Below are 22,079 nucleotides of genomic sequence, written 5' to 3' on the forward strand. Positions count from 1 at the left end.
CCGAAAGGTCGGCGCTCCAACGCCCCTTTACCCGCAAGAACCTTGTTGCGGCGGGCAGAACCCAGCTCGACCTGCCCTACCCGCTAAAAAAGTGACGCTCGATCTGGCGCGCCGAACTGCCGAAAAAGCCACAACCGTCCGCACTCAAAATAGCAAAAGGGGGGCGAAACGCCCCCCTTTTCCTGTCTCGATGCTCTGCGCGGTGTGGCCTTAGTGGCCTCCGCTGAGAATACCCGTGCGCACCGTGTAGTCCGTGGCGATCTGATAGTCGGGATCGTCCTCGCTGTCGATCATCAGGTGCCCTGCACGCGAAAGCAGGCGGTGGCAGTCGCGACTGAGATGGCGGAGCTGTATTTCCTTGCCCGCGTTCTCATATTTGAGAGCCACAGCCTCGATGGCGGACAGGGCGGACTGGTCGGCCACGCGGCTGTCGGCGAAGTCAATGATGACCGTCGAGGGGTCGGCTGCGGGGGTAAACAATTCCTGAAACCCTTCAGCCGAGCCGAAGAAGAGCGGCCCTTGCACCTGATAGACCTTCGCACCCTCGGGAGTCTTGTAGGTCTTGGCATGAATGCGCGAGGCGTTTTGCCATGCGTAGGCAAGCGCGGAGACGATCACGCCCACGACCACGGCGATCGCGAGGTCTTCAAGCACCGTCACAACGGTAACGAGCACGATGACGAAGGCATCAATTCGCGGCACCTTCCGCATCACGTTGAAGGAGTTCCACGCGAAGGTTCCGATCACCACCATGAACATCACCCCGACCAATGCGGCCAGCGGGATTTGCTCGATGAGCGGCGAGGCAAACATGATGAACGTCAGCAGGAAGAGTGCTGCGGCGATCCCTGCGACACGGGTGCGACCGCCCGAATTCACGTTGATCATCGACTGGCCGATCATTGCGCAACCGCCCATGCCGCCGAAGAAACCCGTGGCGATATTGGCAGCACCCTGCGCGACGCATTCCTGCGCAACACCGCCGCGCTCGCCCTTGATCTCGCCCACGAGGTTGAGGGTCAAAAGGCTCTCTATCAGGCCGATGGCGGCCAGAATGAGCGCGTAGGGGAAGATGATTTCCATAACGCTCAGGAACTGCGGAAGGCTCTCGAACATCGGCACGGCGGGGATATGGAAGCTCGGCAACCCGCCTTTGATCGCGGCCATGTCACCAACGCGCGGGACGGGCAGATCGAGAGCAATCACGACAATTGCCGTCACGAGAATACCCGCTAGCGGAGCAGGTATGACATTAGACACCTTGGGCAGGAAATGCACCACGGCCATTGTCAGACCTACCAGCACAAGCATGATCATCAGCGGCCCGCCCGACATGAACTCATCCGTTCCAGGCATCTTGAACTGCGTCATTTGGGCGAGGAAGATCACGATGGCCAGACCGTTCACAAAGCCAAGCATCACAGGGTGCGGAACGAGGCGGATGAACTTGCCAAGGCGGAAGACCCCTGCGAGCACCTGAAGGATGCCCATCAGCACCACGGTGGCAAAGAGATATTCCACGCCATGCTCGGCAACCAACGAGACCATGACAACGGCCAGGGCCCCTGTCGCGCCCGAAATCATCCCTGGACGGCCACCGAATACGGCGGTGATCAGACCAACCATAAAAGCCGCGTAGAGACCGACAAGCGGGTGAACCCCCGCAACGAATGCAAAAGCGACAGCTTCGGGCACAAGTGCCAGCGCCACAGTCAGACCCGACAAAATTTCGGTTTTGAACTGCATAGGGGTCAGCTTTGTCGAGCCTCCCGAAATGGAGAGGTTCTTCGCGAAAGACGCGAGAGCAGATTGAATCACGGGACAGTCCCCAGTTATTTTGGAAGGTGCGTTTTGCGTGCCTTCTACCCCGTGTTGCAGGAAAACGCAAAGGGGGGCGCTATGGGTACGGCGAATACCTGTTATGCGCTCTTTAAGGAAGCTTGACATCCCACGGCATACGGAGACGCAGTTGTGACTTTCCATCCGCGCCGCTTCGCGGCACTGTGTGGCCGACACGAGCTACGAGAGGGCATGAGATGGAACGAATGATCGGCGTCATCGGCGGATCGGGTGTGTACGAGATCGACGGGCTTGAGGACGGCACATGGGTCACGGTCGAGACGCCATGGGGGCCACCCTCCGACGAGATCTTCACGGGCACCTTGGATGGGGTCAAAATGGCCTTTCTACCCCGCCACGGGCGCGGCCACGTCCATACGCCGACCACAGTCCCCTACCGCGCCAATATCGACGCGCTCAAACGTCTGGGCGTGACCGACATCATCTCTGTCTCGGCCACGGGCTCGTTCCGCGAGGAAATAGCACCTGGGGACTTCGTGATCGTCGATCAGTTCATCGACCGCACCGTGAACCGCGAGAAGAGCTTTTTCTCTAGCGGTTGCGTCGCGCATGTCTCGCTTGCCCACCCGACCTGCGAACGCCTCTCAGGACTGGCCTACGAGGCCGCGCGCTCCACAGGCGTCACCGTGCATATGGGCGGCACCTATCTGGCAATGGAAGGGCCGCAGTTCTCCACGCTAGCCGAGAGCAAGATGTATCGCGATGTCTGGGGCTGCGACGTGATCGGCATGACCAACATGCCCGAGGCCAAACTCGCCCGCGAGGCGGAGATTTGCTATGCCTCCGTCGCCATGGTCACAGACTACGACAGCTGGCATCCAGACCACGGCGAGGTGGATATCAACGCGATCATCGCTACGCTCGGCGCCAACACCACCCATGCCAAGGATCTGATCGCCGCGCTCCCCGCCTTGATGGGGAAACCCGAGCCCTGCCCCAACGGCTGCGATCACGCCCTCGACTTCGCCATCATGACCGCCCCCGAGAAACGCGATCCCGATCTCGTGGCCAAACTCGACGCGGTCGCGGGCCGCGTGCTGAAAGGATAAGACCCCAATGGAACACAAAACCGTCCGTGATTACATTCGCACCATCGTCGATTTCCCGCATGAAGGGATCATGTTCCGCGATGTGACCACGCTCTTTGCCGATCCGCGCGGGATGCGTCTGGCGATCGACCAGATGCTCGACCCGTTCGTGGGCACGCAGATTGACAAGGTTGTGGGGTTGGAGGCGCGCGGGTTCATCCTCGGTGGTGCCATCGCGCACCAACTGTCTGTCGGCTTTGTCCCGATCCGCAAAAAGGGCAAACTGCCTGGTGCGGTGATCTCGGAGGAATACAAGCTCGAATATGGCGAGGCGATTGTCGAAATTCACGACGATGCCATCGCGGCGGGAGAGAAAATCCTTCTCGTGGATGATCTTCTGGCGACAGGCGGCACAGCGGAAGCAGGGATCAAGCTCATCGAACGTCTGGGTGGCGAAATTGTCGGCACCTCCTTCATCGTAGATCTGCCCGACTTAGGTGGTCGCAAGCTGCTTGAGGATCTCGGGTATTCCGTCCACGCGCTCTGTGCTTTCGAGGGAGAGTGAACGGTTTAGTCGTGATGTGTGGCTAACGCCCGCGCGGCTCCTTGGAAGCAGGGGACGTAGCTTGCACCACAATTGAGAAATCACAAAGCGCCCCATCGTCACCCCTGACGCTGGGGCGCAGTGCATTTAACCCCCACCGACGCCCTAGAGTGCCCGCAGCACCGCACCGGGGTTCATGATGCCATTGGGATCAAGGCCCTCCTTGATCGCCCGCATGGCCGCGAGTTTTGCGGGGTCTTGATAACGCTCCAGATCTTCAACCTTGAGCCGCCCGATGCCATGCTCGGCGCTCACCGATCCGTCGAACTCCTGAACGAGATCATGCACCACCCGCTTCACATCCGCGCGAAGGTGATCGTATTCGGAACGGTCCCTGCCCTGTGCGGGGAAGGCGTTGTAATGCAGGTTCCCGTCGCCCAGATGGCCGAAGCAGTTCACGCGGATATCGGGAGCAAGCGCGCGCAGCCGCGCAATGCCTTCAGGGATAAACGTAGGGATGCGCGACAAAGGCACAGAGATATCGTGGCTGGAGATCGCGCCCACGGCCTTATTCGCCGCAGGGATGCTCTCGCGCACGGTCCAGAACGCTTCGCGCTGCGCCGCGCTTGACGAGACAACGCCATCGCTCACCAAGCCCGCCTCGGCAGCCTCTTCGAAAAGCGCGGCCAGCGCCTCCTGCGGATCGCCCGCGCGGGTCAGGCCGAGGTCGATCAACACGCACCAGTTGGGAGCTACGTCAAAGGGCTGGCGGATATCGGGATGGGTTTGCGACAGGAAATCGAGCCCCGCCCCCGAAATCAGCTCAAAGGCGGAAATCTCCTCACCCAAACGCCCGCGCGCCAAGGACAGAAGGGAGAGCGCGGCCTGCGGGTCCGGCACGACCATCACGGCGGATGCCTGCTCAACTGGGCGCGGGAAGAGGCGCAGGGCGGCGGCAGTGATAACGCCAAGTGTGCCTTCCGCGCCGATCATCAGGTTCTTGAGATCATAGCCCGTGTTGTCCTTGCGCAACCGTTTCAGCCCGTGCCAGATCGACCCATCGGGCAGCACCGCCTCCAGCCCCAGACACAGATCACGTGCATTGCCGTAACGCAGAACGTTCAGCCCGCCCGCGTTGGTGGCCAGATTGCCCCCGATGCGGCATGACCCTTCGGCGGCCAGTGACAGAGGGAAGAGGCGGCTGGCCTCCTCTGCTGCGGCCTGCACATCAGCAAGGATCGCGCCCGCCTCTGCAACAATGACATTTTCCTCCGCATAGGTCGCGCGGATCGCCGTCATCCTCTCCAAGGAAATCGCAAGGGGGGCGGGCCCGTCAGTCACCACCTGCCCCAGCACCAGCCCCGTGCCGCCGCCCATTGGCACCACACCGACCCGCGCGGCGTTACAGGCACGCACGATGGTTGCGACCTCCTCAACCGTGGCAGGTCGCGCCACTGCACCCGCTCGCCCCTCGAAGCGCCCACGCGGATCGTCGAACTCACCTTCACGACGCGGGCGCAGGGTGCCTGCAGGCAATTGCGCCTCAAGACTTGCGAGAAAATCGGCATCAGCGGGATTGAGCATCAATGTCATCCTTTCGGGCATTGGTATTGGACGGCGGCAACACTTATGCCTGCACTATGCGTCTCGCGCAAACGTCAGGCCAGCCCCACATCCGTGTGACCGCGGCGATCCGAGCGCAGCGCGGCGTAGAGAACATGGTTGCGCCAGCGGTTGTTGATCTGGAGATAGGATTGCGCGACGCCTTCGTATTTGAACCCCGCCTTTTCCAGCACCCCGCGCGATGCGGCGTTTTCTGGCAGGCACGCGGCCTCAATGCGGCTGAGGTCCATCTTGTGAAAGGCATGATGCACAACGGCTTCTATCGCCTCACGCATGTAGCCCTGCCGCGCATATCGTTCGCCGATCCAGTAACCGAGCGTGCCCGCTTGCGCAGGGCCACGGCGAATGTTGTCGAGTGTGAGCGCACCCAACAGCGCCTGATCTTCACGACGGATCAGAAAAAGCGGCAGACCGCTGTCAGACTTGTAACTACGTTCCGCCCAATAGACGCGATTGGAAAAGCCCTTGCGCGAGAGGTGATCCACCGACCATTTCGGCTCCCACGGCTGAAGGAACGCGCGGCTGTCATGGCGCAGCGACGCCCAGCTGCGATGGTCGCCATGCTGAGGCAACCTCAGCGTCATCCGTTCGGTCTCAATCCGGACCTTGGGACGCCGCGAGAGCATCAGGCGGCGAACCTGTCTTGCAAGGTTTCCAACGCAGGAGCGTCCGCCACAGGCCCATAGAGCGCCATGGCTGCGCGCCCCTGCCCCATTTTACCGAGCATCTCGCGCACCGCCTCGACCGTCACCGCGTCAATGCGCTCGACTGTCTCGGTGAGCGCGGGCACGCGGTCCCAGATACCCGTCATCCGCGCATTCCGTTCGGCGCGCGCCGAAGGGCTTTCCAGCCCCATGAGTAGCCCAGCCTTGATCTGCGCACGCGCACGATCAACCTCGGCCACACTCATGGTGTCTGCGGCGCGTTTGATCTCGTCGATGGTGAGATCAGCCAACTGGCCCAACTCACCCCCAGATGTGCCCGCATAGATCGTGGTCAGCCCCGTGTCCGAATAGGCACCCGATTGCGCGTAAATGGTGTAGCACAACCCGCGCTTCTCGCGGATTTCCTGAAACAGGCGCGAGGACATGCCGCCGCCAAGCGCGGTGGCCACTGTCTGCGCGAGATATATGTCGTTGTCACGATACCCCGGCCCCTCGAAGGCAAGGGCGAAGTGGGCCTGTTCAAGGTCTTTCACTTTGCGGAAATCGCCGCCACGGAACAGCGCGGGATCACTCTTGTCCGCGCCATGAGGGGCGAGATGTCCGAAGAGTTCCTCGGCCTGTCGCACAATCGCCTCGGGATCAATGTTCCCAGCCGCCGAAAGCACCATGCGCTCTGGCGAATAATGCTCGTCGACAAACCCTGCCAGATCATCACGAGAAAAGGCGCGGACCCGTTCGGCGGGACCGAGAATGGTGCGGCCAAGTGCCTGAGCGGGATATGCCGTTTCCTGCAACCAGTCGAAAATCACATCATCGGGCGTGTCGTTAGACTGGCCGATCTCTTGCAAGATCACGCCCCGCTCCACTTCCAACTCGCGCGGATCGAACACAGGGTTCAAAACGATGTCGCCGATCACGTCGAGCGCGAGCGTCACATCCTCCTTGAGCACCCGCGCGTAATAGGCGGTTGCCTCACGCGACGTGTAGGCATTGAGGTAGCCGCCCACATTCTCAAGCGCCTCGGCGATCTCCAGTGGAGTACGACGCTCTGTACCCTTGAAGGCCATATGCTCAAGAAAATGCGCGATGCCGTTCTGCTCGGGCCGCTCGTGACGCCCGCCGGCAAGCACCCAGACGCCAATCGACGCGCTTTGCATCGAGGGCATCACTTCGGTGACGATACGGAATCCGTTAGACAGACGATGGGTTTTGACGCTGCTCAAGCAATGCGCTCCTTCACCAGTGTTTTCAGAGCCGCCAGATCGTTGGGCACGACCGTGAAGCGCTCTTCGCGCTCGAACAGGTCGGCCATACGGGGCGGCAATTCGGGATGGACGCCGCAGGCCGCTTCGACGGCGGCAGGGAATTTCGCGGGATGTGCGGTGGCCAGCGTGACCATCGGCGTGGACGAGAGGTTTTCCTCCGCCACTTTGACGCCCACGGCGCTATGCGGGCAAAGCACTTCACCCGCGCGGGATTTCATCGCCTTGATCGTGGCCGTGGTTTCCTCTTCGGACGCACGCCCCGAGGTAAAGGTCTCGCGCAGGCGGTCCATCGCCCCTTGGCTCACCGTAAATTCGCCCGCCTTGAGTTCAGTCATGAGTTGCGAAATGGCCGCGCCCTCACGGTCATAAACGTCGAACAGAACGCGCTCGAAATTCGAGGAGACTTGAATATCCATCGAGGGCGAGATCGAGGGGGTTACGCCCTGTTTCGTGTAGGCGCCTGTCTCCATCGTGCGGTGCAGGATATCGTTCTGGTTCGTGGCAATCACCAAGCGTTCGATCGGCAGGCCCATCTGCTTGGCGATATAGCCCGCGAAGATGTCGCCGAAATTGCCCGTGGGCACGGTGAAGGAGACCTTGCGATGCGGTGCGCCAAGTGAAACAGCGGAAGTGAAGTAATACACCACCTGCGCCAGAACCCGCGCCCAGTTGATCGAGTTCACCGCCGCCAGCCGCACACCGTCACGGAAGTCATGGTCGGCAAACATCTCCTTGAGAGCCGCCTGACAGTCGTCGAAATCGCCCTCGACGGCGAGCGCGTGGACGTTGCTCTCGGTCGGCGTTGTCATCTGGCGACGCTGCACATCGGAAACGCGACCATGCGGAAAGAGGATGAAGACATCGACATTGTCGAGCCCTTTGAAGGCCTCAATCGCCGCCGAGCCCGTGTCGCCCGAGGTCGCGCCTACAATCGTCACCCGCTCGCCGCGCCGCGCCAAGGCGGATTGGAAGAGCTGGCCGATGAGCTGCATGGCGAAATCCTTGAACGCCAGCGTCGGGCCGTGGAACAGCTCCAAAAGGAAATGGTTCGGGCCAAGCTGGACGAGCGGCGCGCGGGCGTCGTGGCCGAAACCCGCGTAGGCCTTGGCGATGATGTCCTTGAACTCTTCGTCTGAGAACGTTTCGCCCACGAAAGGACGCATCACGCGAAAGGCAGCTTCCTCATAGCTCAGTCCCGCGAGTGCCGCGATCTCTTCTTTGCTCATGGTCGGAATGCTGGCGGGGACATAAAGGCCACCGTCGCTCGCTAAGCCAGTTAGCATCGCCTCCTCGAAACTCAGTTCGGGGGCCTCACCGCGGGTGGAAATGTATTTCATGGGCGTCGTCCTTGTCGCTCCCGCGGGACAGCATTCCCGCGCCGAAACGCTCGCTAAACTCGTTTTGTCGCCCTCATACGCCACGCAAGCGCGCTTGTCATCCCCAGCCATACAGCCGCGAAGAGAAACCATTGGATCGCGTAAGAGAGGTGATTGTTCGGGATGTTATGTGTCGTCACGGGGAGTGGGGCAACCCCGTCGCCAAGGTCGGTCTTTGAAATGACGAGGATCGGCGCGGTATCGAGCGCTTCGGCCATTTTATCGACATCGCGCGCATACCAGTAATTCGCCTCGAGATCGTCGTCGGGAGTGAAGCGATCGCGCTCCTGTGGCCAGTGCAGGTTGCCGATGATCTCCACACGTCCTGTCGCGCGCGCGGCCTCCTTGGCCTCCGTGGGCACATAGCCGCGATCAACCATCACACGCCGCCCGTCATCAAGCACCATAGGCGAGATTATACGGAATCCCGCACCCCAATCTCGGGTCGACACCAGCACGTGCAATTCTTCCGCCCAGATCTCGCCCGTGAGCGAAACGGGTCGATACTTGTCGTCCTCTGGGTCGATTTCGTCAGGCAAGGTCACAGGGGCATCGCCGATCATCGCTTCGATCCGTGCGATCTCCCCCTCTTTGACGGGGAGCCTGCGCAATTGCCAAAGACCAAGGTTGACCAACACGGCCAGCCCCAGAACCCCGAAAATCACAGTAGCAAGAAATCCGCGTCGCATTTGCACCCCTAACACGCGAAAGGGCGCAGGTCTCCCCGCGCCCCGTTGGCTTTTGGTCGGATTAACGATCCAAGGCTCTATTGGCCCCAGATGTAAACCGCGACGAAGAGGAAGAGCCACACAACGTCAACGAAGTGCCAGTACCATGCGGCGGCCTCAAACCCGATGTGATCTTCGGGTGTGAAATGCCCGCGCATCGAGCGGATCAGACAAACCAGCAGGAAGATTGTACCGATGATAACGTGGAAGCCGTGGAAACCCGTCGCCATGAAGAAGGAGCCGAAGAAGAATTCGCCACCGAAGCTCCAGCCTTCGTGAACGAGAAGCTCGTAGTATTCGTAAGCTTGGAACAGGGTGAAGATCGCGCCGAACAGCACACCGCCAGCAAGCCCCGCGACGAGGTCTTTGCGGACGTTACCGTGGACCAGAGCGTGGTGTGCCCATGTCACGAAACAACCGGAGATGAGCAGCAAGAGCGTGTTCATCAAAGGCAGGTGGAAGGCGTCAACAGCATGGAATTCGGGCTTCACGTACTCGGTGCCCGCGTATTCATACATCGGGTAGAGCGCGTTCTTGAAGAACGCCCAGAACCATGCAGCGAAGAACATGACCTCGGACATGATGAACATGATGAAGCCATAGCGCAGGCCGATACGCACCACGGGAGTGTGGTCGCCCGCTTGGTTCTCAAGGATCGTTTCACGCCACCAGCTCCACATGGTGTAGAGCACACCGACGAGGCCGATTGCGAAGATCCAAGGCGTACCAGAGGCCTCGGAGGACATCCAGTGCACGGCACCAAACAGCATGATGAAGGCCGATACGGACCCCGTCAGCGGCCAGATCGACGGCGGAAGAATGTGATAGTCATGGTTCTTTTCGTGCGCCATATGTGCGTCCTCTCCCTTGAGGTCCCTCTCTCGGGTTTAGTTTAGATCGGTGTCCTTGGGCTGCGCAACATCGAGTGCGGCGAAGTCCTCAGGCAGATCGGTTTCGTGGAATGTATAAGACAGGGTGATCCGATGCACGTATTTTGCATCCCTGTCCGTTGTGATTTCGGGATCGACGTAGAAGGTGACAGGCATCAGGACGGTCTCGCCTGGTGCCAAGACCTGCTCTGTGAAGCAGAAACAGTCGATCTTGGTAAAGAACCCGCCCGCCTCGTAAGGCGCGACGTTATAGGATGCGGTGCCCGCGATCGGACGGTCGGTCGGGTTTGAGGCCTCGTAAAAGGCAAGTCCCGTCTCACCGATACGCAATTCCATCTCGCGTTCAACTGGCTTGAAGACCCACGGAAAATCGCGTTCGACGGAGGCATCAAAGCGAACCTTGATGGTCTCTTCGAGAACCGTGTCGGAGCCCGAGTCGGCCACGCTGGTCTCGCCGCCGAACCCCGTCACGCGGCAGAACCAGCTGTAGAACGGGACAGACGCCCATGCCAGGGCTCCCATGACGACAACGACACCCACCAGTTGAGCGAGGGTTTTCTGCGGTCCTTGCAGTGCCATTACTCGCTCACCTCCTGTTGTCCTTGCTGCGCGGGGCCAACGCCCCCCACAGGCAGGCCACCAGTCGTAGTCAACTTGACCATGGTCAGCACCATGACCAGCACAACGAATCCCGCCAGAACGGCGCCCAGTCCCACATTGCGCGAGCGGCGGCGTTTATGCATTTCGTGAAGCTTGGTAATCGCCATCAGAACGGTCCTCCGATGCCGAAATCTGCCAGTGCGCGGTCGACCATCAGGGCCGTGAAATGCGCGAAGGTGTAAGCCAGAGAGAGTTTGAAGAAACTGCGCTCGGCCTTGTATTTGTCTGCCTCGGCCTGCGTCTCGTCACGGCGGTAAAGGTCCACCGCGCCCTTGAGAAACAGCCCGTTCATCACCACGGCCGTCACCAGATAGGTCCAGCCCGCCAGCGGGGTCGCGAACATCGCGGCGGCAGTAACAGCCAGCAGCACGGTGTAGACGAGAATATGGGTGCGCGTGGAACGACGGCCATGCGTCACAGTCAACATCGGCACTTTCGCGGCGTCATAGTCGGAGTTCATGAACAGCGCCAGAGACCAGAAATGCGGCGGCGTCCACATGAACACCAGCATGAACATCAGCACAGACGACAGGGTGATATCCCCCGTCACCACGGCCCAGCCGATCATCGGTGGGAAAGCACCAGCCGCCCCACCGATCACGATGTTCTGCGGCGTCGAGCGCTTGAGCCACATGGTGTAGACCACCGCGTAGAAGAAAATGGTGAAGGCCAGAAGACCCGCCGCAACGATGTTGGAGGCAAGCCAGAGCATGATCACCGAAAAGGCAGAAAGCGTCAGCCCAATAGCAAGCGCCTCGCCCTTTTCGATCTTGCCCGCAGGAATCGGACGCTTGGCCGTGCGGCGCATGACCTGATCGATGTCGGAGTCATACCACATATTGAGCGCGCCCGAGGCACCGCCACCGATAGCGATGCACAGGATCGAGAAGAAGGCGACGAAAGGATGCACCTGACCCGGAGCAACAACGAGGCCAGCAAGCGCGGTAAAGACCACGAGCGACATTACACGCGGCTTGAGCAGGGCGAAATAATCGCGGAACTGCGCCTCGTGTTCGTCATCCATGATGATCGTCGCATCCGTCATCGCGTCATTCACTCTCTTGCGCCAGCGGCGCGGTTAACGGCGGCTCGGTGTTGCGGGTTGGCCCGTCTAATGGTCCGAGCGGCACTGTGCGTAGGCATCTGTCTGGCAAAACGCGGGCGGTTGCCCGTCCGCGTGCCGGTTGTCTGTCGTAGCCCGTGAAGAGGTAGCGCGCGTTTAGCCTCGCGCCACACCCTGCGACGGAATTACTCGGCGGAGGCGAACTTCACGCCAGTATCAAGCGTGTCGTTAAGCGCGTACTCGTCTTTCGCCCCTTCAAGCCAAGCGTCGTATTCATCCTGCTCAACGACCTGAACGGTGATCGGCATATAGGCGTGGTCCTTGCCGCAAAGCTCCGAACACTGGCCAAAGAAGGTGCCGGTTTTCTCTGCTTTGAACCAAAGCTCGGCCACACGACCAGGCACGGCGTCTTGCTTCACACCAAAGGCGGGGATGGTCCACGAGTGGATCACGTCCGCACCCGTGACACCCATGACGACGGTCTTGCCAACAGGCACGACAACTTTGGTGTCGGTGGCCAGAAGGTATTTGTCGTCAGAGTAGCCGTAGTCCGCCAGCTCTTCGCGCGCCAGAAGCAGGCTGTCGAAACCGAATCCTTCGTCGACATATTCATAACCCCAGTACCACTGGTAGCCCGTCACCTTGATATAGATGTCACCTTCGGGGATTTCCTGCTGCTTGAACAGAACGGGCAGCGAGAAGAAGCCGATGACGATCAGGATGAGAATCGGAATGCCCGTCCAAGCGACTTCGAGCGGCGTGTTGTGGGTGAATGTCTTGGGCTCAGGGTTGGCGCGGCGGTTGTGGCGCACGATCACCCAAGCGATCATGACAACAACGAACAGCACAATCGCGCCGATGATCCAGTTCAGCAAGGCGTCAAGACCCTGCAAGTCGCGCGCCAGTTCGGTTGCTGCGGGTTGGAACCCTATGCCACCTGGCACAGGCGCGCCAAGAAGCTCTCCAGCCTCCTGAGCCACAGCAGAAACAGCGCCGAACATGGCGAACATGGCGGCCGCAAGGCCAGAGCGGAGGGATGTGGTGCGCATTTTCTCTTCCCATTTTTGCACGAACAGGTCAGACCCTGTGTCGCGCCGCGCCCGTCTATCGGGGACGCTTTTCGTTTGAACCTCGGGCTGCGGCGGTCATACTGGACCCTCAAAGCAGCGCCTTCCGTCATGCTTTGACCGTTTTTTTTGATCTAGATCAAGACCCGAGGACCATAAAATTATGTCGGCGAGACGTTTTGACCCATTCGAAACAGCCCTGGACCGTGATGCGGCCCTGACAATCGTGCGCGAAGCAGTGAAAGGGGCCGATGATGGCGAGTTGTTTCTTGAACGACGCACGTCCGAAGGTTTGGTGTTCGACGACGGAAGGATTCGCAATGCCTCTTATGATGCGTCCGAGGGATTCGGCCTGCGCGCGGTGCGCGGGGAGACAGCAGGTTACGCCCATTCCACCGAATTGAGCGAAAGCGCGCTGAAACGTGCCGCCGAGACCGCGCGTCTGGCTGTGGCGGATGGTGGCGGCACGCTGGCCGACGCGCCACGGGCGACCAACGTCAAGCTCTACACCGACGAAAACCCGCTCGACGGCGTGGCCTTTAACGCCAAGATCGACACGCTATCGGAAATCGACGCCTACCTGCGCGACCTCGATCCGCGCGTGGTGCAGGTGACGGCATCCATGGCCGCTTCTTTTCAGGAAGTGTTCATCCTGCGTCCTGAAGGCGGGCTGGTCAGCGACGTGCGCCCGATGGCGCGCCTCAATGTCTCCGTTATCGTAGAATCGGCGGGGCGTCGCGAGAGCGGCTCGGCAGGCGGCGGCGGGCGCATGGGGTTGACGGGTCTAATGGACCCGACCCATTGGAAGAGCGTGGCACGCGAGGCGCTGCGCGTGGCCGTGGTGAACCTCGACGCGGAGGCCGCGCCTGCGGGCGTCATGGATGTGGTGCTTGGACCTGGTTGGCCAGGTATTCTGTTGCACGAGGCCGTCGGGCACGGGTTGGAGGGCGATTTCAACCGTAAGAAGACATCCGCCTTCGCAGGGCTTATGGGCCAACAGGTCGCAGCCAAAGGCGTCACAGTTCTCGACGATGGCACTATTCCCGACCGTCGCGGCTCCATCACCGTGGACGACGAAGGCACGCCAAGTGCAAAAAATGTGTTGATCGAGGACGGAGTGTTGGTCGGCTACATGCAGGACCGCCAGAACGCACGTCTCATGGGTGTGGAACCGACCGGCAACGGGCGGCGCGAGAGCTATGCCCACGCCCCCATGCCGCGCATGACCAACACCTATATGCTGGGCGGCCACGCCGCGCCCGACGAGATCGTGGCTGATCTCAAGGACGGGATCTACGCCGTAGGCTTTGGCGGCGGCCAAGTGGACATCACCAACGGCAAGTTCGTCTTCTCCTGCACCGAGGCCTACCGCGTTAAAAACGGTATCGTCGGCACACCCGTGAAAGGCGCGACCCTTATCGGTGATGGCGCCACCGCGCTCAAACACATCCGCGCCATAGGCAACGACATGGCGCTTGATCCGGGCATGGGCAATTGCGGCAAGGCGGGCCAATGGGTGCCCGTGGGCGTGGGGCAGCCAACGCTGATGATCGGTGGATTGACGGTCGGTGGGTCGGGAGGCTGACCCGACCGCCCGATGCAATCCCCTCGTCGCCCGTAAGGGTTCCCTTCGCCCAAATGGTTGAATTTCCATAAAAATGGAACTTTCTCGTTTTTGGTAACAACTCGTTAACCAATTTGGGCGAATGTGAGTGGGCAAGAGACGGAGAGAGTTGGCCCATTGGAGTTCATCCCTTCCCACCACCCCCTCACCCCACCCCACACCGAGGAAGTTCGGGCGGACTGGCTCCGTCTCTTGCGATCTCGCCGCGTTGGTCCCACGACATTCTATCGCCTGATGGCGGAGCATGGCTCTGCGCGGGCGGCGATTGAGGCGCTGCCCGAAGTTGCCTCGAAGGCAGGAGTGCGTGCCTATACCGTTTGCCCCGAAAACGTGATCGAGACCGAATTACGCACTGCGCGCAAGATCGGCGCGCGCCTTGTGGCTGTCGGCGAGCCCGCCTATCCGCGCCTACTGGCCGAAATCGAGGATGCGCCCCCGCTTATCTGGACCCTTGGCGACCTGTCGCTATTTGAACGCCCTCTTGTGGCCGTGGTCGGTGCGCGCAATGCGTCGAGCCAAGGTCTGCGCTTTGCCCGCACTTTGGCCGAGGATCTGGGTGCGGAAGGCTTTGGCATTGTCTCGGGTTTGGCGCGCGGAATCGACGGTGCCGTGCATCGCGCAGCTCTAGAGACAGGCACCATCGGCGTGCTGGCAGGTGGGGTTAACGACATCTACCCCGCCGCAAATGCCGACATCTATAAGGAGATGGCCACACGCGGCATCGTGATGAGCGAGCAACCGATGGGGATGAAACCCTTCGCCCGACACTTCCCAATGCGCAACCGCCTTGTCTCGGGACTGGCGCGCGCCACGATCGTGGTGGAGGCTGCGGCCAAATCGGGATCACTTCTCACGGCCGGCAATGCGCTCGAACAGGGGCGCGAGGTCATGGCTGTGCCAGGCCATCCTTTCGACGGACGGGCGGCGGGGTGCAACATCCTGCTGCGCGACGGGGCGCATCTGGTGCGGAGTGCGCGTGACGTGATTGACGCTCTAGCAGCCGCCTCGCCGATGGCACGCACACGTGTTACCGATACGCGCGGCGCAACTCCTATACCCTCCGACCCTGACGCCGCAGGCGACCCGCAATCACGCGCGCGTCAAAAGCCGTCCGTCGATTTGAGCAAGGTCACAGCACTGCACGACCGTATTCTGGCACGCATCGGCGGCTCAGATATTCCCGAAGATATGCTGATCCGTGAGGTGGGCGGCGACGCCGAACAGGTCGCGGGCGAAATCCTCACGCTCGAACTCACGGGCCGCATCGCGCGTAAATCGGGCGGGGTACTGTCCCTGCCCTGACACTTTGCCCGCTCGAACCGCGTCATTCCACCGTTTACCACTCCATTATAGAGTGCCTCGAAAAGGGGCAAAAAAACCTACCCTAAAGGGTAGAGGCAAATGGGCGCATTTCTGGTGATTGACATTTGACAAAAACGCGACCCATTTTGCGCCGCGCTAAACAGGGCATCCCATATGGCACGCCCGTCTACAGGTCAGAAGAGGTCCATCCATGCCAGTTGTTGTTGTCGAATCTCCGGCAAAAGCCAAAACGATCAACAAGTATCTGGGTAAGAACTTCACCGTTCTGGCCTCCTACGGGCACGTCCGTGACCTGCCGCCCAAGGAGGGATCGGTCGATCCGGACCATGAGTTCGAGATGAAATGGGAGATCGGCGCGGACAGCCGCAAGCACGTCAAGGCCATCGCAGACGCGCTCAAGGACGACGACGAGTTGATCCTCGCGACCGACCCCGATCGCGAAGGGGAAGCAATCTCGTGGCACTTGCAAGAGGCGCTGACCAAACGCCGTGCGATCAAGAAGTCCACCGCCGTATCGCGCGTGACCTTCAACGCGATCACCAAGCAGGCCGTCACCGAAGCCATGCAACAACCGCGCCAAGTAGATGCACCGCTGGTGGAAGCCTATCTGGCACGCCGCGCGCTCGACTATCTCGTGGGGTTCAATCTCTCTCCGGTCCTGTGGCGCAAGCTGCCTGGTGCGCGCTCGGCGGGCCGTGTGCAATCGGTTTGCCTGCGTCTGATCGTGGAACGCGAGACGGAGATCGAAGCCTTCGACCCCAAGGAATACTGGACCGTAAAGGCGCTTCTGGAAACCCCGCGCGGTCAGCAGTTCGAGGCACGTCTGGTGGAACTGTCGGGCAAGCGGCTCGACAAATTCGACCTTGGCGACAAGCTCGCAGCCGAAATGGCGGTTCAGGCGGTGTCCAGCCGCGCACTGACAGCGGCTTCCGTTGAGGCCAAGCCTGCCTCGCGCAATCCCGCAGCGCCCTTCATGACCTCGACGCTCCAACAGGAAGCCAGCCGCAAATTCGGCTTCGGCGCGCGTCAAACGATGAACGCGGCGCAACGTCTCTACGAGGCGGGGCTAATCACCTACATGCGAACCGACGGGATCGACATGGCCCCCGAGGCCGTGGCGCAGGCCCGCGATGCAATCAAAGAACGTTACGGCGAGCAATACGTCCCCTCCTCGCCCCGCATTTACAAAAACAAGGCCAAGAACGCGCAGGAAGCGCACGAATGTATCCGCCCCACCGATATGTTCGCCGCCCCTGACAAGGTAAAACTCACCGAAAAGGATCAGGCGCGCCTCTACGACCTTATCTGGAAACGCACCATTGCCGCACAGATGGCGGGCGCGAAACTGGAACGTACCACGGTCGACATCGCCTCAGATGACCGCGAAGTGATGCTGCGCGCGACAGGTCAGGTTGTGGTCTTCGACGGCTTCATGGCCGTCTACACCGAGGGCCGCGACGACGTTGAGGATGACGAGGACGGCAGCCGCCTGCCGCAGATCACCAAGGGCGATGCCCTGCCCCATGTGAAGGGCGGGCTTACGGCACAGGCCGCAGAAAAGATCGCCGTGATGGGTGGCGATGATGCCGTGATGGGGCTTCAGCACTTCACCAACCCGCCGCCGCGCTACACCGAGGCCACCTTGGTCAAGCGGATGGAAGAGTTGGGCATCGGTCGCCCCTCAACCTACGCCTCCGTCATCACCACGATTCAGGACCGCGAATACGTCCGCAAGGAACAAAACCGCCTCTATCCCGAGGACAAGGGGCGGATCGTGACGATCTTCCTGATGAACTTCTTCCGCAAATATGTCGGCTACGAATTTACCGCCGATCTGGAAGAGGAGCTTGACCGCATCTCGGCGGGCGATCTGGACTACAAGGACGTGCTGAACCGCTTCTGGCGCGATTTCCACACGGCCATCGAAGAGACCTCCGAACTGCGCATCACCGAAGTGCTCGACAAGCTCGACGAAGCCCTCGCGCCGCAGCTTTACCCGCCCCGCGAGGACGGGAAAGACCCGCGCGAATGTCCGCTGTGTGGCCAGGGATCGCTTCACCTCAAAACCTCGCGCACGGGCGGCTTTGTCGGCTGTTCGCGCTACCCTGAATGCCGCTACACCCGCCCCATCGGCGGCGACGCGGCCGAAGGCGGCGACCGCGTGTTGGGCGAGGACGAGCATGGCAACGAGATTTCCCTGCGCTCGGGGCGTTTCGGCCCTTACGTCCAGCGCGGAGAGGCCACCGAAGAACAACCCAAACCCGACCGCGCCTCCCTGCCGAAAGGCTGGCAGGCCGACGATATGGACCTCGAAAAGGCGCTCACGCTTCTCAGCCTGCCGCGCGAAATAGGGATGCATCCCGAGGGCGGCGAGATCAAATCGAACTTCGGCCGCTATGGGCCTTACGTGATGCACCAACTGCCCGACGAGGCCAAACCCGTCTACGCCAACCTCAAAGACCCCAACGATGTCTTTGAAATCGGCATGAACCGCGCGGTTGAACTTCTGGCCGAGAAACGCGCCAACCCTGGCGGGCGCGGGCGCACGGCGGCGAAACCGATGAAGGAACTGGGCGAGCATCCCGATCGCGGCGGCCCCGTGAACGTGATGGAAGGCCGCTACGGGCCTTACGTCAAATGGGAGAAGGTCAACGCGACCATCCCCAAGGACATCAAGCCCGAAGAGATCACCATGGACAAAGCCGTGGAGCTGATCGCGGAGCGCGAAGCCAAGGGCGGCAAAAAGAAGGCCGCACCGAAGAAAAAGGCCGCCGCCAAGAAACCCGCTGCGAAAAAACCTGCGGCGAAGAAGAAAGCGGCCACCAAGAAGGCTGACAGCTAACTTACACGGCGGGGCGCAACGCCCCGCCCCACATCCTGCCATGCGCTTTCGGCGGACCTTCGCAGGCGCAGCATATTGACAGCGCCCCCCCTCTTCGCCACTGTCTGTCGCAACTTTGGCTCACGAATTTCAGGAGGGGGATTTCCCATGAACAAGGTCTACGGTTCCGCAGCTGAGGCACTCGACGGTCTTTTGTCGGACGGCATGTTGATTGCGGCGGGTGGCTTTGGGCTGTGCGGCATTCCCGAGCTTCTGATCGACGCCATCGTCGAAAGCGGCGTCAAGGATCTCACGGTTGCCTCCAACAACGCGGGCGTTGACGGATTCGGCTTGGGCAAACTCCTCGACACGCGCCAGATCAAGAAGATGATGTCCTCCTACGTTGGCGAAAACGCCGAGTTCATGCGCCAGTATCTTGCAGGCGAACTGGAACTGGAGTTCAACCCGCAAGGCACGCTGGCCGAGCGGATGCGCGCGGCAGGTCACGGCATCCCCGGTTTTTACACCAAAACGGGCGTGGGCACCGTCATCGCCGAGGGCAAAGAACACAAAGAGTTCCCCACTGGCCCAGATGGTGGAATGGAAACCTACATCATGGAAGAGGGCATCTTCGCCGATCTCTCCATCGTGAAAGCGTGGAAAGCCGACGAGACTGGCAACGCTGTGTTCCGCAAAACGGCGCGCAACTTCAACCCGCCCGCAGCGATGTGTGGCAAGGTCTGCATCATGGAGGTCGAGGAGATCGTGCCGACAGGTTCGCTCGACCCCGATCACATCCACCTGCCGGGCATCTACGTGCATCGCCTGATCCAAGGTGAACACGAGAAACGGATCGAGCAGCGCACGACGCGCCCTGCCGCCTGACCCCCGCGCACTGCGCATGTCATCGCCCTACGATTCCCTGCCCGATAGTGCCTTTTGGCGCACGGGCGTGGTGGGCGGCGACCCCGCGCGGCCTAGCGGGCTTTACGTGCCGAAATTTCCCGTGACCCGCAAGACGGGCATCATGACGGCGGGCTCCTGCTTTGCGCAACACGTTCACCGCAACCTGCGCGACCGCGACTGGTCGGTAATCGACACGGAAACTCCCATCGGCACTTTTCCCGACGCGACCCTCGCTCGCTTCGGCTACGGGATGTATTCGGCGCGCTACGGCAACATCTACACGGTGCGCCAACTGGTCCAACTGCTTGGCGAAGCGTTCGGCCACGCCAATCCATCCGACCTGATATGGACCCGTGACGGACGCTATTTCGATGCGCAACGACCCAATGTGGAACCCGACGGGCTGGAGAATGCGGCCCATGTAGAGGAAGCGCGCGCGGCGCATCTGAAAGCCGTCACCCGCGCCGTGGAACAGGCCGATCTCTTCGTCTTTACCCTCGGACTAACTGAAGCGTGGATGCACGCCCCCAGCGGCACGGTCTACCCCACGGCACCAGGCACGATTGCAGGCAAATACGATTCCGACATCCATAGGTTTCACAACTTTTCCTATGACGAGATCATGGCCGATCTGGCGCGCGCTCGCGATCTGCTTCAGACCGTGAAACCGTCGATCAAGATGCTCCTCACTGTCTCCCCCGTCCCGCTCACGGCGACCGCCACGGGCGGGCATGTGCTTGCCGCGTCGACCTATTCCAAGGCGGTATTACGTGCAGCTGCGGGTGCCTTTTCGGCCGCGCACGAGGACGTGGACTACTTCCCTTCCTTCGAGGTTATCATCAACCCCGCCGCGCGATCCGCCTTCTACAAACCCAACCTGCGCTCGGTCGATGAGGCAGGAGTGGCGGCAGCGATGCATCTGTTTTTTGCCGCCCACGACCCCGACCACGCCGATGTCGCCCTCGCCCCACGCGCACCCGTCGATGATGTCGAGGAAGACGATGTGGTCTGCGAGGAGGTGCTGATCGAGGCCAAGCGCTCATGAAGGTTCTGGTCATCGGCACATCACATTCGGCCACGATCCGCATGGCGCACGACGAGATCGCCGCGCGGTTTCCCACCTTGGACGTGGATTATTTCGGCCTGCCCGGGCGCGAATTCTTTCAGGCCGATGTGATCGGCACGACCTTCACCCCGCAAGCCGACGCGCGCAAAATCGCGTTTGAGTGGAACAACACAGAGACGGTTGACCTTGCACATTACGATCACCTCTTCGTGGTAGGCGACCGCTACGGTCTGCTGTCGATCCTGCGGCTGCTGGTGCAATACGACACGCTAGAGGAAGGCAAACGACGCGGCGGGCCAGTGATGAGCCGCGCGGCGATGACGGCGCTGATTGAGGGGGCGGTGTCACACTGCGTAGATGCGCTCGTGGCACGCTTCGGACGTTTCCCGCATGTAACGACAACCCCCGCGCCCTACCCGCTCAAACGCAGTTGGCGTCCTGGAGCGGGCCATGAGCGCCACCTCACCGAACTGACACATCGCGCACATGCCGAAGACTGGATCGAAGTCTACGAGAATGCCATAGAACAGCAGGTGACAGCGGCAGGAATCGGCTTCGTCCCGCAACCGCTGGAAACACGCTATGATGCCTTTCGCACGCTCAACAGATTCGCGCGTGCGCGGTCGACGGCGGAAGGCACACAGAGGATCGACAACCGCCACATGAACGCGGACTTCGGCGCGCTGCTCTTCGAGACATTTGCGCGCGACATACTGGACATTCATCCCGCCGCAGCGCAGAAAAGTGCAGACGAAGCGGACGGGTAGCTGATAGGGTGCCTGAAAAGACGGCGACGATAGGAGGACGACACATGGCTTGGGATCGCAATCAGATGGCGGCACGCGCCGCACAGGAACTTGAGGATGGCACATATGTGAACCTCGGGATCGGTATTCCCACACTTGTGCCCAACTTCATTCCCGAGGGCGTGACGGTCACGCTTCAATCGGAAAACGGGATGCTCGGCATGGGCCCCTTCCCCATCGAGGGCGAGGAAGATCCCGACCTGATCAACGCGGGCAAGCAAACGATCACCGAACTGCCCCAAACCTCATATTTCGACAGTGCCACCAGCTTTGGCATGATCCGTGGCGGCAAGATCGCCATGGCGATTCTCGGCGCGATGGAAGTGGACGAAAAGGGCGATCTGGCGAACTGGATGATCCCTGGCAAGCTGGTCAAAGGCATGGGTGGCGCGATGGATCTCGTTGCGGGTGTGGGCCGTGTGGTGGTGGTCATGGACCACACCAACAAGCACGGCGCGAGCAAGCTGCTGAAGGAATGCACCCTTCCGCTGACGGGTCAGGGCGTGGTGGATCGCGTGATTACCAACCTCGGCGTTCTTGACGTGGTCGAAGGCGGGTTGAAAATCGTCGAATGCGCCGAAGGCGTCACCGAAGACGACATCCGCGCGGCCACAGAGGCGACCATCGTCGGATAGATCCGCCGCCGTTCAGACGGGCGTCTTTCGCACAGAGGCCGTTTGAGTATTTGAGCAACAAAGTAGAGGCGCGGGGTGAAATCCCTGCGCTTTTTCTTTGGCCCATGATTGTTCGGAAAATCGAAACAC

Annotated in this window: 20 protein-coding genes; 9 read left to right on the plus strand and 11 right to left on the minus strand. The window is 60.9% G+C overall.

Annotated elements, in window-relative coordinates; translation table 11 throughout:
* Positions 1-210 precede the first annotated feature (210 nt).
* Positions 211-1,818, minus strand: a complete 1,608-nt coding sequence (locus ACN0SC_RS03110; protein ID WP_417248190.1) for a SulP family inorganic anion transporter — start codon at positions 1,816-1,818, stop codon at positions 211-213.
* Positions 1,819-2,036: 218 nt separating this feature from the next.
* On the opposite strand from ACN0SC_RS03110, the gene ACN0SC_RS03115 reads away from it, so the two are divergent.
* Together ACN0SC_RS03115 and ACN0SC_RS03120 are read left to right on the plus strand one after the other, a co-directional pair.
* Positions 2,037-2,909 carry an S-methyl-5'-thioadenosine phosphorylase gene (locus tag ACN0SC_RS03115; RefSeq protein ID WP_417248191.1) on the plus strand — a complete coding sequence of 291 codons (873 nt, stop codon included), beginning with the start codon at positions 2,037-2,039 and terminating at the stop codon, positions 2,907-2,909.
* A 7-nt stretch (positions 2,910-2,916) separates the two neighbouring features.
* On the plus strand, positions 2,917-3,453 hold the full coding sequence (locus tag ACN0SC_RS03120; RefSeq protein WP_417248192.1) for an adenine phosphoribosyltransferase: 537 nt from the start codon (positions 2,917-2,919) through the stop codon (positions 3,451-3,453).
* Between the two features lie 144 nt (positions 3,454-3,597).
* Here the strand turns inward: ACN0SC_RS03120 and ACN0SC_RS03125 are convergent, their stop codons facing one another.
* The 10 genes from ACN0SC_RS03125 to coxB form a co-directional block, all read right to left on the minus strand.
* Positions 3,598-5,019, minus strand: a complete 1,422-nt coding sequence (locus ACN0SC_RS03125) for an FAD-binding oxidoreductase (RefSeq protein ID WP_417248548.1) — start codon at positions 5,017-5,019, stop codon at positions 3,598-3,600.
* A 71-nt stretch (positions 5,020-5,090) separates the two neighbouring features.
* Positions 5,091-5,681: a GNAT family N-acetyltransferase gene (locus tag ACN0SC_RS03130; protein ID WP_417248193.1), complete on the minus strand. Its 591-nt coding sequence runs from the start codon at positions 5,679-5,681 to the stop codon at positions 5,091-5,093.
* Positions 5,681-6,943 carry a M16 family metallopeptidase gene (locus ACN0SC_RS03135; protein ID WP_417248194.1) on the minus strand — a complete coding sequence of 421 codons (1,263 nt, stop codon included), beginning with the start codon at positions 6,941-6,943 and terminating at the stop codon, positions 5,681-5,683. Before ACN0SC_RS03135 ends, ACN0SC_RS03130 begins: the two co-directional genes overlap by 1 nt.
* Entirely contained in the window at positions 6,940-8,322 is a 1,383-nt protein-coding gene (gene thrC, locus ACN0SC_RS03140) for a threonine synthase (protein ID WP_417248195.1), read from the minus strand. Before thrC ends, ACN0SC_RS03135 begins: the two co-directional genes overlap by 4 nt.
* Before the next feature lie 53 nt (positions 8,323-8,375).
* Positions 8,376-9,050 carry an SURF1 family protein gene (locus tag ACN0SC_RS03145; RefSeq protein ID WP_417248196.1) on the minus strand — a complete coding sequence of 225 codons (675 nt, stop codon included), beginning with the start codon at positions 9,048-9,050 and terminating at the stop codon, positions 8,376-8,378.
* 77 nt (positions 9,051-9,127) lie between these two features.
* Positions 9,128-9,940: a cytochrome c oxidase subunit 3 gene (locus ACN0SC_RS03150; protein WP_417248197.1), complete on the minus strand. Its 813-nt coding sequence runs from the start codon at positions 9,938-9,940 to the stop codon at positions 9,128-9,130.
* Positions 9,941-9,976: 36 nt separating this feature from the next.
* On the minus strand, positions 9,977-10,558 hold the full coding sequence (locus tag ACN0SC_RS03155; RefSeq protein ID WP_417248198.1) for a cytochrome c oxidase assembly protein: 582 nt from the start codon (positions 10,556-10,558) through the stop codon (positions 9,977-9,979).
* Complete coding sequence (locus ACN0SC_RS03160; protein ID WP_417248199.1) at positions 10,558-10,746, minus strand: hypothetical protein; 189 nt, start codon at positions 10,744-10,746, stop codon at positions 10,558-10,560. The genes ACN0SC_RS03155 and ACN0SC_RS03160 overlap by 1 nt, the downstream gene beginning before the upstream one ends.
* The gene (cyoE, locus tag ACN0SC_RS03165) at positions 10,746-11,684 is read right to left on the minus strand and encodes a heme o synthase (protein WP_417248200.1); all 939 of its coding nucleotides are present in this window, start codon (positions 11,682-11,684) and stop codon (positions 10,746-10,748) included. Before cyoE ends, ACN0SC_RS03160 begins: the two co-directional genes overlap by 1 nt.
* A gap of 203 nt (positions 11,685-11,887) precedes the next feature.
* The gene (gene coxB, locus ACN0SC_RS03170) at positions 11,888-12,751 is read right to left on the minus strand and encodes a cytochrome c oxidase subunit II (protein ID WP_417248201.1); all 864 of its coding nucleotides are present in this window, start codon (positions 12,749-12,751) and stop codon (positions 11,888-11,890) included.
* 181 nt (positions 12,752-12,932) lie between these two features.
* Here coxB and tldD point away from each other — a divergent pair, with 181 nt between their 5' ends.
* The 7 genes from tldD to ACN0SC_RS03205 all read left to right on the plus strand — a co-directional run bounded on the left by tldD (position 12,933) and on the right by ACN0SC_RS03205 (position 21,950).
* Positions 12,933-14,354: a metalloprotease TldD gene (tldD, locus tag ACN0SC_RS03175; RefSeq protein ID WP_417248202.1), complete on the plus strand. Its 1,422-nt coding sequence runs from the start codon at positions 12,933-12,935 to the stop codon at positions 14,352-14,354.
* Between the two features lie 156 nt (positions 14,355-14,510).
* The gene (gene dprA / locus ACN0SC_RS03180; protein WP_417248203.1) at positions 14,511-15,695 is read left to right on the plus strand and encodes a DNA-processing protein DprA; all 1,185 of its coding nucleotides are present in this window, start codon (positions 14,511-14,513) and stop codon (positions 15,693-15,695) included.
* A gap of 211 nt (positions 15,696-15,906) precedes the next feature.
* Positions 15,907-18,558 carry a type I DNA topoisomerase gene (gene topA / locus ACN0SC_RS03185; RefSeq protein ID WP_417248204.1) on the plus strand — a complete coding sequence of 884 codons (2,652 nt, stop codon included), beginning with the start codon at positions 15,907-15,909 and terminating at the stop codon, positions 18,556-18,558.
* 147 nt (positions 18,559-18,705) lie between these two features.
* Positions 18,706-19,422 (plus strand): CoA transferase subunit A, encoded by a 717-nt coding sequence (locus tag ACN0SC_RS03190; protein WP_417248205.1) that lies wholly within the window; start codon positions 18,706-18,708, stop codon positions 19,420-19,422.
* A 16-nt stretch (positions 19,423-19,438) separates the two neighbouring features.
* Positions 19,439-20,488, plus strand: a complete 1,050-nt coding sequence (locus tag ACN0SC_RS03195) for a GSCFA domain-containing protein (RefSeq protein WP_417248206.1) — start codon at positions 19,439-19,441, stop codon at positions 20,486-20,488.
* Positions 20,485-21,276 (plus strand): hypothetical protein, encoded by a 792-nt coding sequence (locus ACN0SC_RS03200; RefSeq protein ID WP_417248207.1) that lies wholly within the window; start codon positions 20,485-20,487, stop codon positions 21,274-21,276. The genes ACN0SC_RS03195 and ACN0SC_RS03200 overlap by 4 nt, the downstream gene beginning before the upstream one ends.
* A 44-nt stretch (positions 21,277-21,320) precedes the next feature.
* Entirely contained in the window at positions 21,321-21,950 is a 630-nt protein-coding gene (locus tag ACN0SC_RS03205) for a 3-oxoacid CoA-transferase subunit B (protein WP_417248208.1), read from the plus strand.
* Positions 21,951-22,079 lie beyond the last annotated feature (129 nt).

The sequence above is a fragment of the Celeribacter sp. genome, assembly GCF_048261515.1.
GTDB lineage: Bacteria > Pseudomonadota > Alphaproteobacteria > Rhodobacterales > Rhodobacteraceae > Celeribacter.

What these genes read in the sequence shown, in the direction of transcription:
- tldD (WP_417248202.1), top strand. Translation starts at nt 12,933, where the DNA reads ATGTCGGCGAGACGTTTTGACCCATTCGAAACAGCCCTGGACCGTGAT.
- ACN0SC_RS03120 (WP_417248192.1), top strand. Translation starts at nt 2,917, where the DNA reads ATGGAACACAAAACCGTCCGTGATTACATTCGCACCATCGTCGATTTC.
- ACN0SC_RS03190 (WP_417248205.1), top strand. Translation starts at nt 18,706, where the DNA reads ATGAACAAGGTCTACGGTTCCGCAGCTGAGGCACTCGACGGTCTTTTG.
- ACN0SC_RS03160 (WP_417248199.1), bottom strand. Translation starts at nt 10,746, where the DNA reads ATGGCGATTACCAAGCTTCACGAAATGCATAAACGCCGCCGCTCGCGC.
- cyoE (WP_417248200.1), bottom strand. Translation starts at nt 11,684, where the DNA reads ATGACGGATGCGACGATCATCATGGATGACGAACACGAGGCGCAGTTC.
- ACN0SC_RS03195 (WP_417248206.1), top strand. Translation starts at nt 19,439, where the DNA reads ATGTCATCGCCCTACGATTCCCTGCCCGATAGTGCCTTTTGGCGCACG.
- ACN0SC_RS03200 (WP_417248207.1), top strand. Translation starts at nt 20,485, where the DNA reads ATGAAGGTTCTGGTCATCGGCACATCACATTCGGCCACGATCCGCATG.
- ACN0SC_RS03145 (WP_417248196.1), bottom strand. Translation starts at nt 9,050, where the DNA reads ATGCGACGCGGATTTCTTGCTACTGTGATTTTCGGGGTTCTGGGGCTG.
- ACN0SC_RS03150 (WP_417248197.1), bottom strand. Translation starts at nt 9,940, where the DNA reads ATGGCGCACGAAAAGAACCATGACTATCACATTCTTCCGCCGTCGATC.
- ACN0SC_RS03115 (WP_417248191.1), top strand. Translation starts at nt 2,037, where the DNA reads ATGGAACGAATGATCGGCGTCATCGGCGGATCGGGTGTGTACGAGATC.
- topA (WP_417248204.1), top strand. Translation starts at nt 15,907, where the DNA reads ATGCCAGTTGTTGTTGTCGAATCTCCGGCAAAAGCCAAAACGATCAAC.
- thrC (WP_417248195.1), bottom strand. Translation starts at nt 8,322, where the DNA reads ATGAAATACATTTCCACCCGCGGTGAGGCCCCCGAACTGAGTTTCGAG.
- ACN0SC_RS03205 (WP_417248208.1), top strand. Translation starts at nt 21,321, where the DNA reads ATGGCTTGGGATCGCAATCAGATGGCGGCACGCGCCGCACAGGAACTT.
- ACN0SC_RS03155 (WP_417248198.1), bottom strand. Translation starts at nt 10,558, where the DNA reads ATGGCACTGCAAGGACCGCAGAAAACCCTCGCTCAACTGGTGGGTGTC.
- coxB (WP_417248201.1), bottom strand. Translation starts at nt 12,751, where the DNA reads ATGCGCACCACATCCCTCCGCTCTGGCCTTGCGGCCGCCATGTTCGCC.
- ACN0SC_RS03130 (WP_417248193.1), bottom strand. Translation starts at nt 5,681, where the DNA reads ATGCTCTCGCGGCGTCCCAAGGTCCGGATTGAGACCGAACGGATGACG.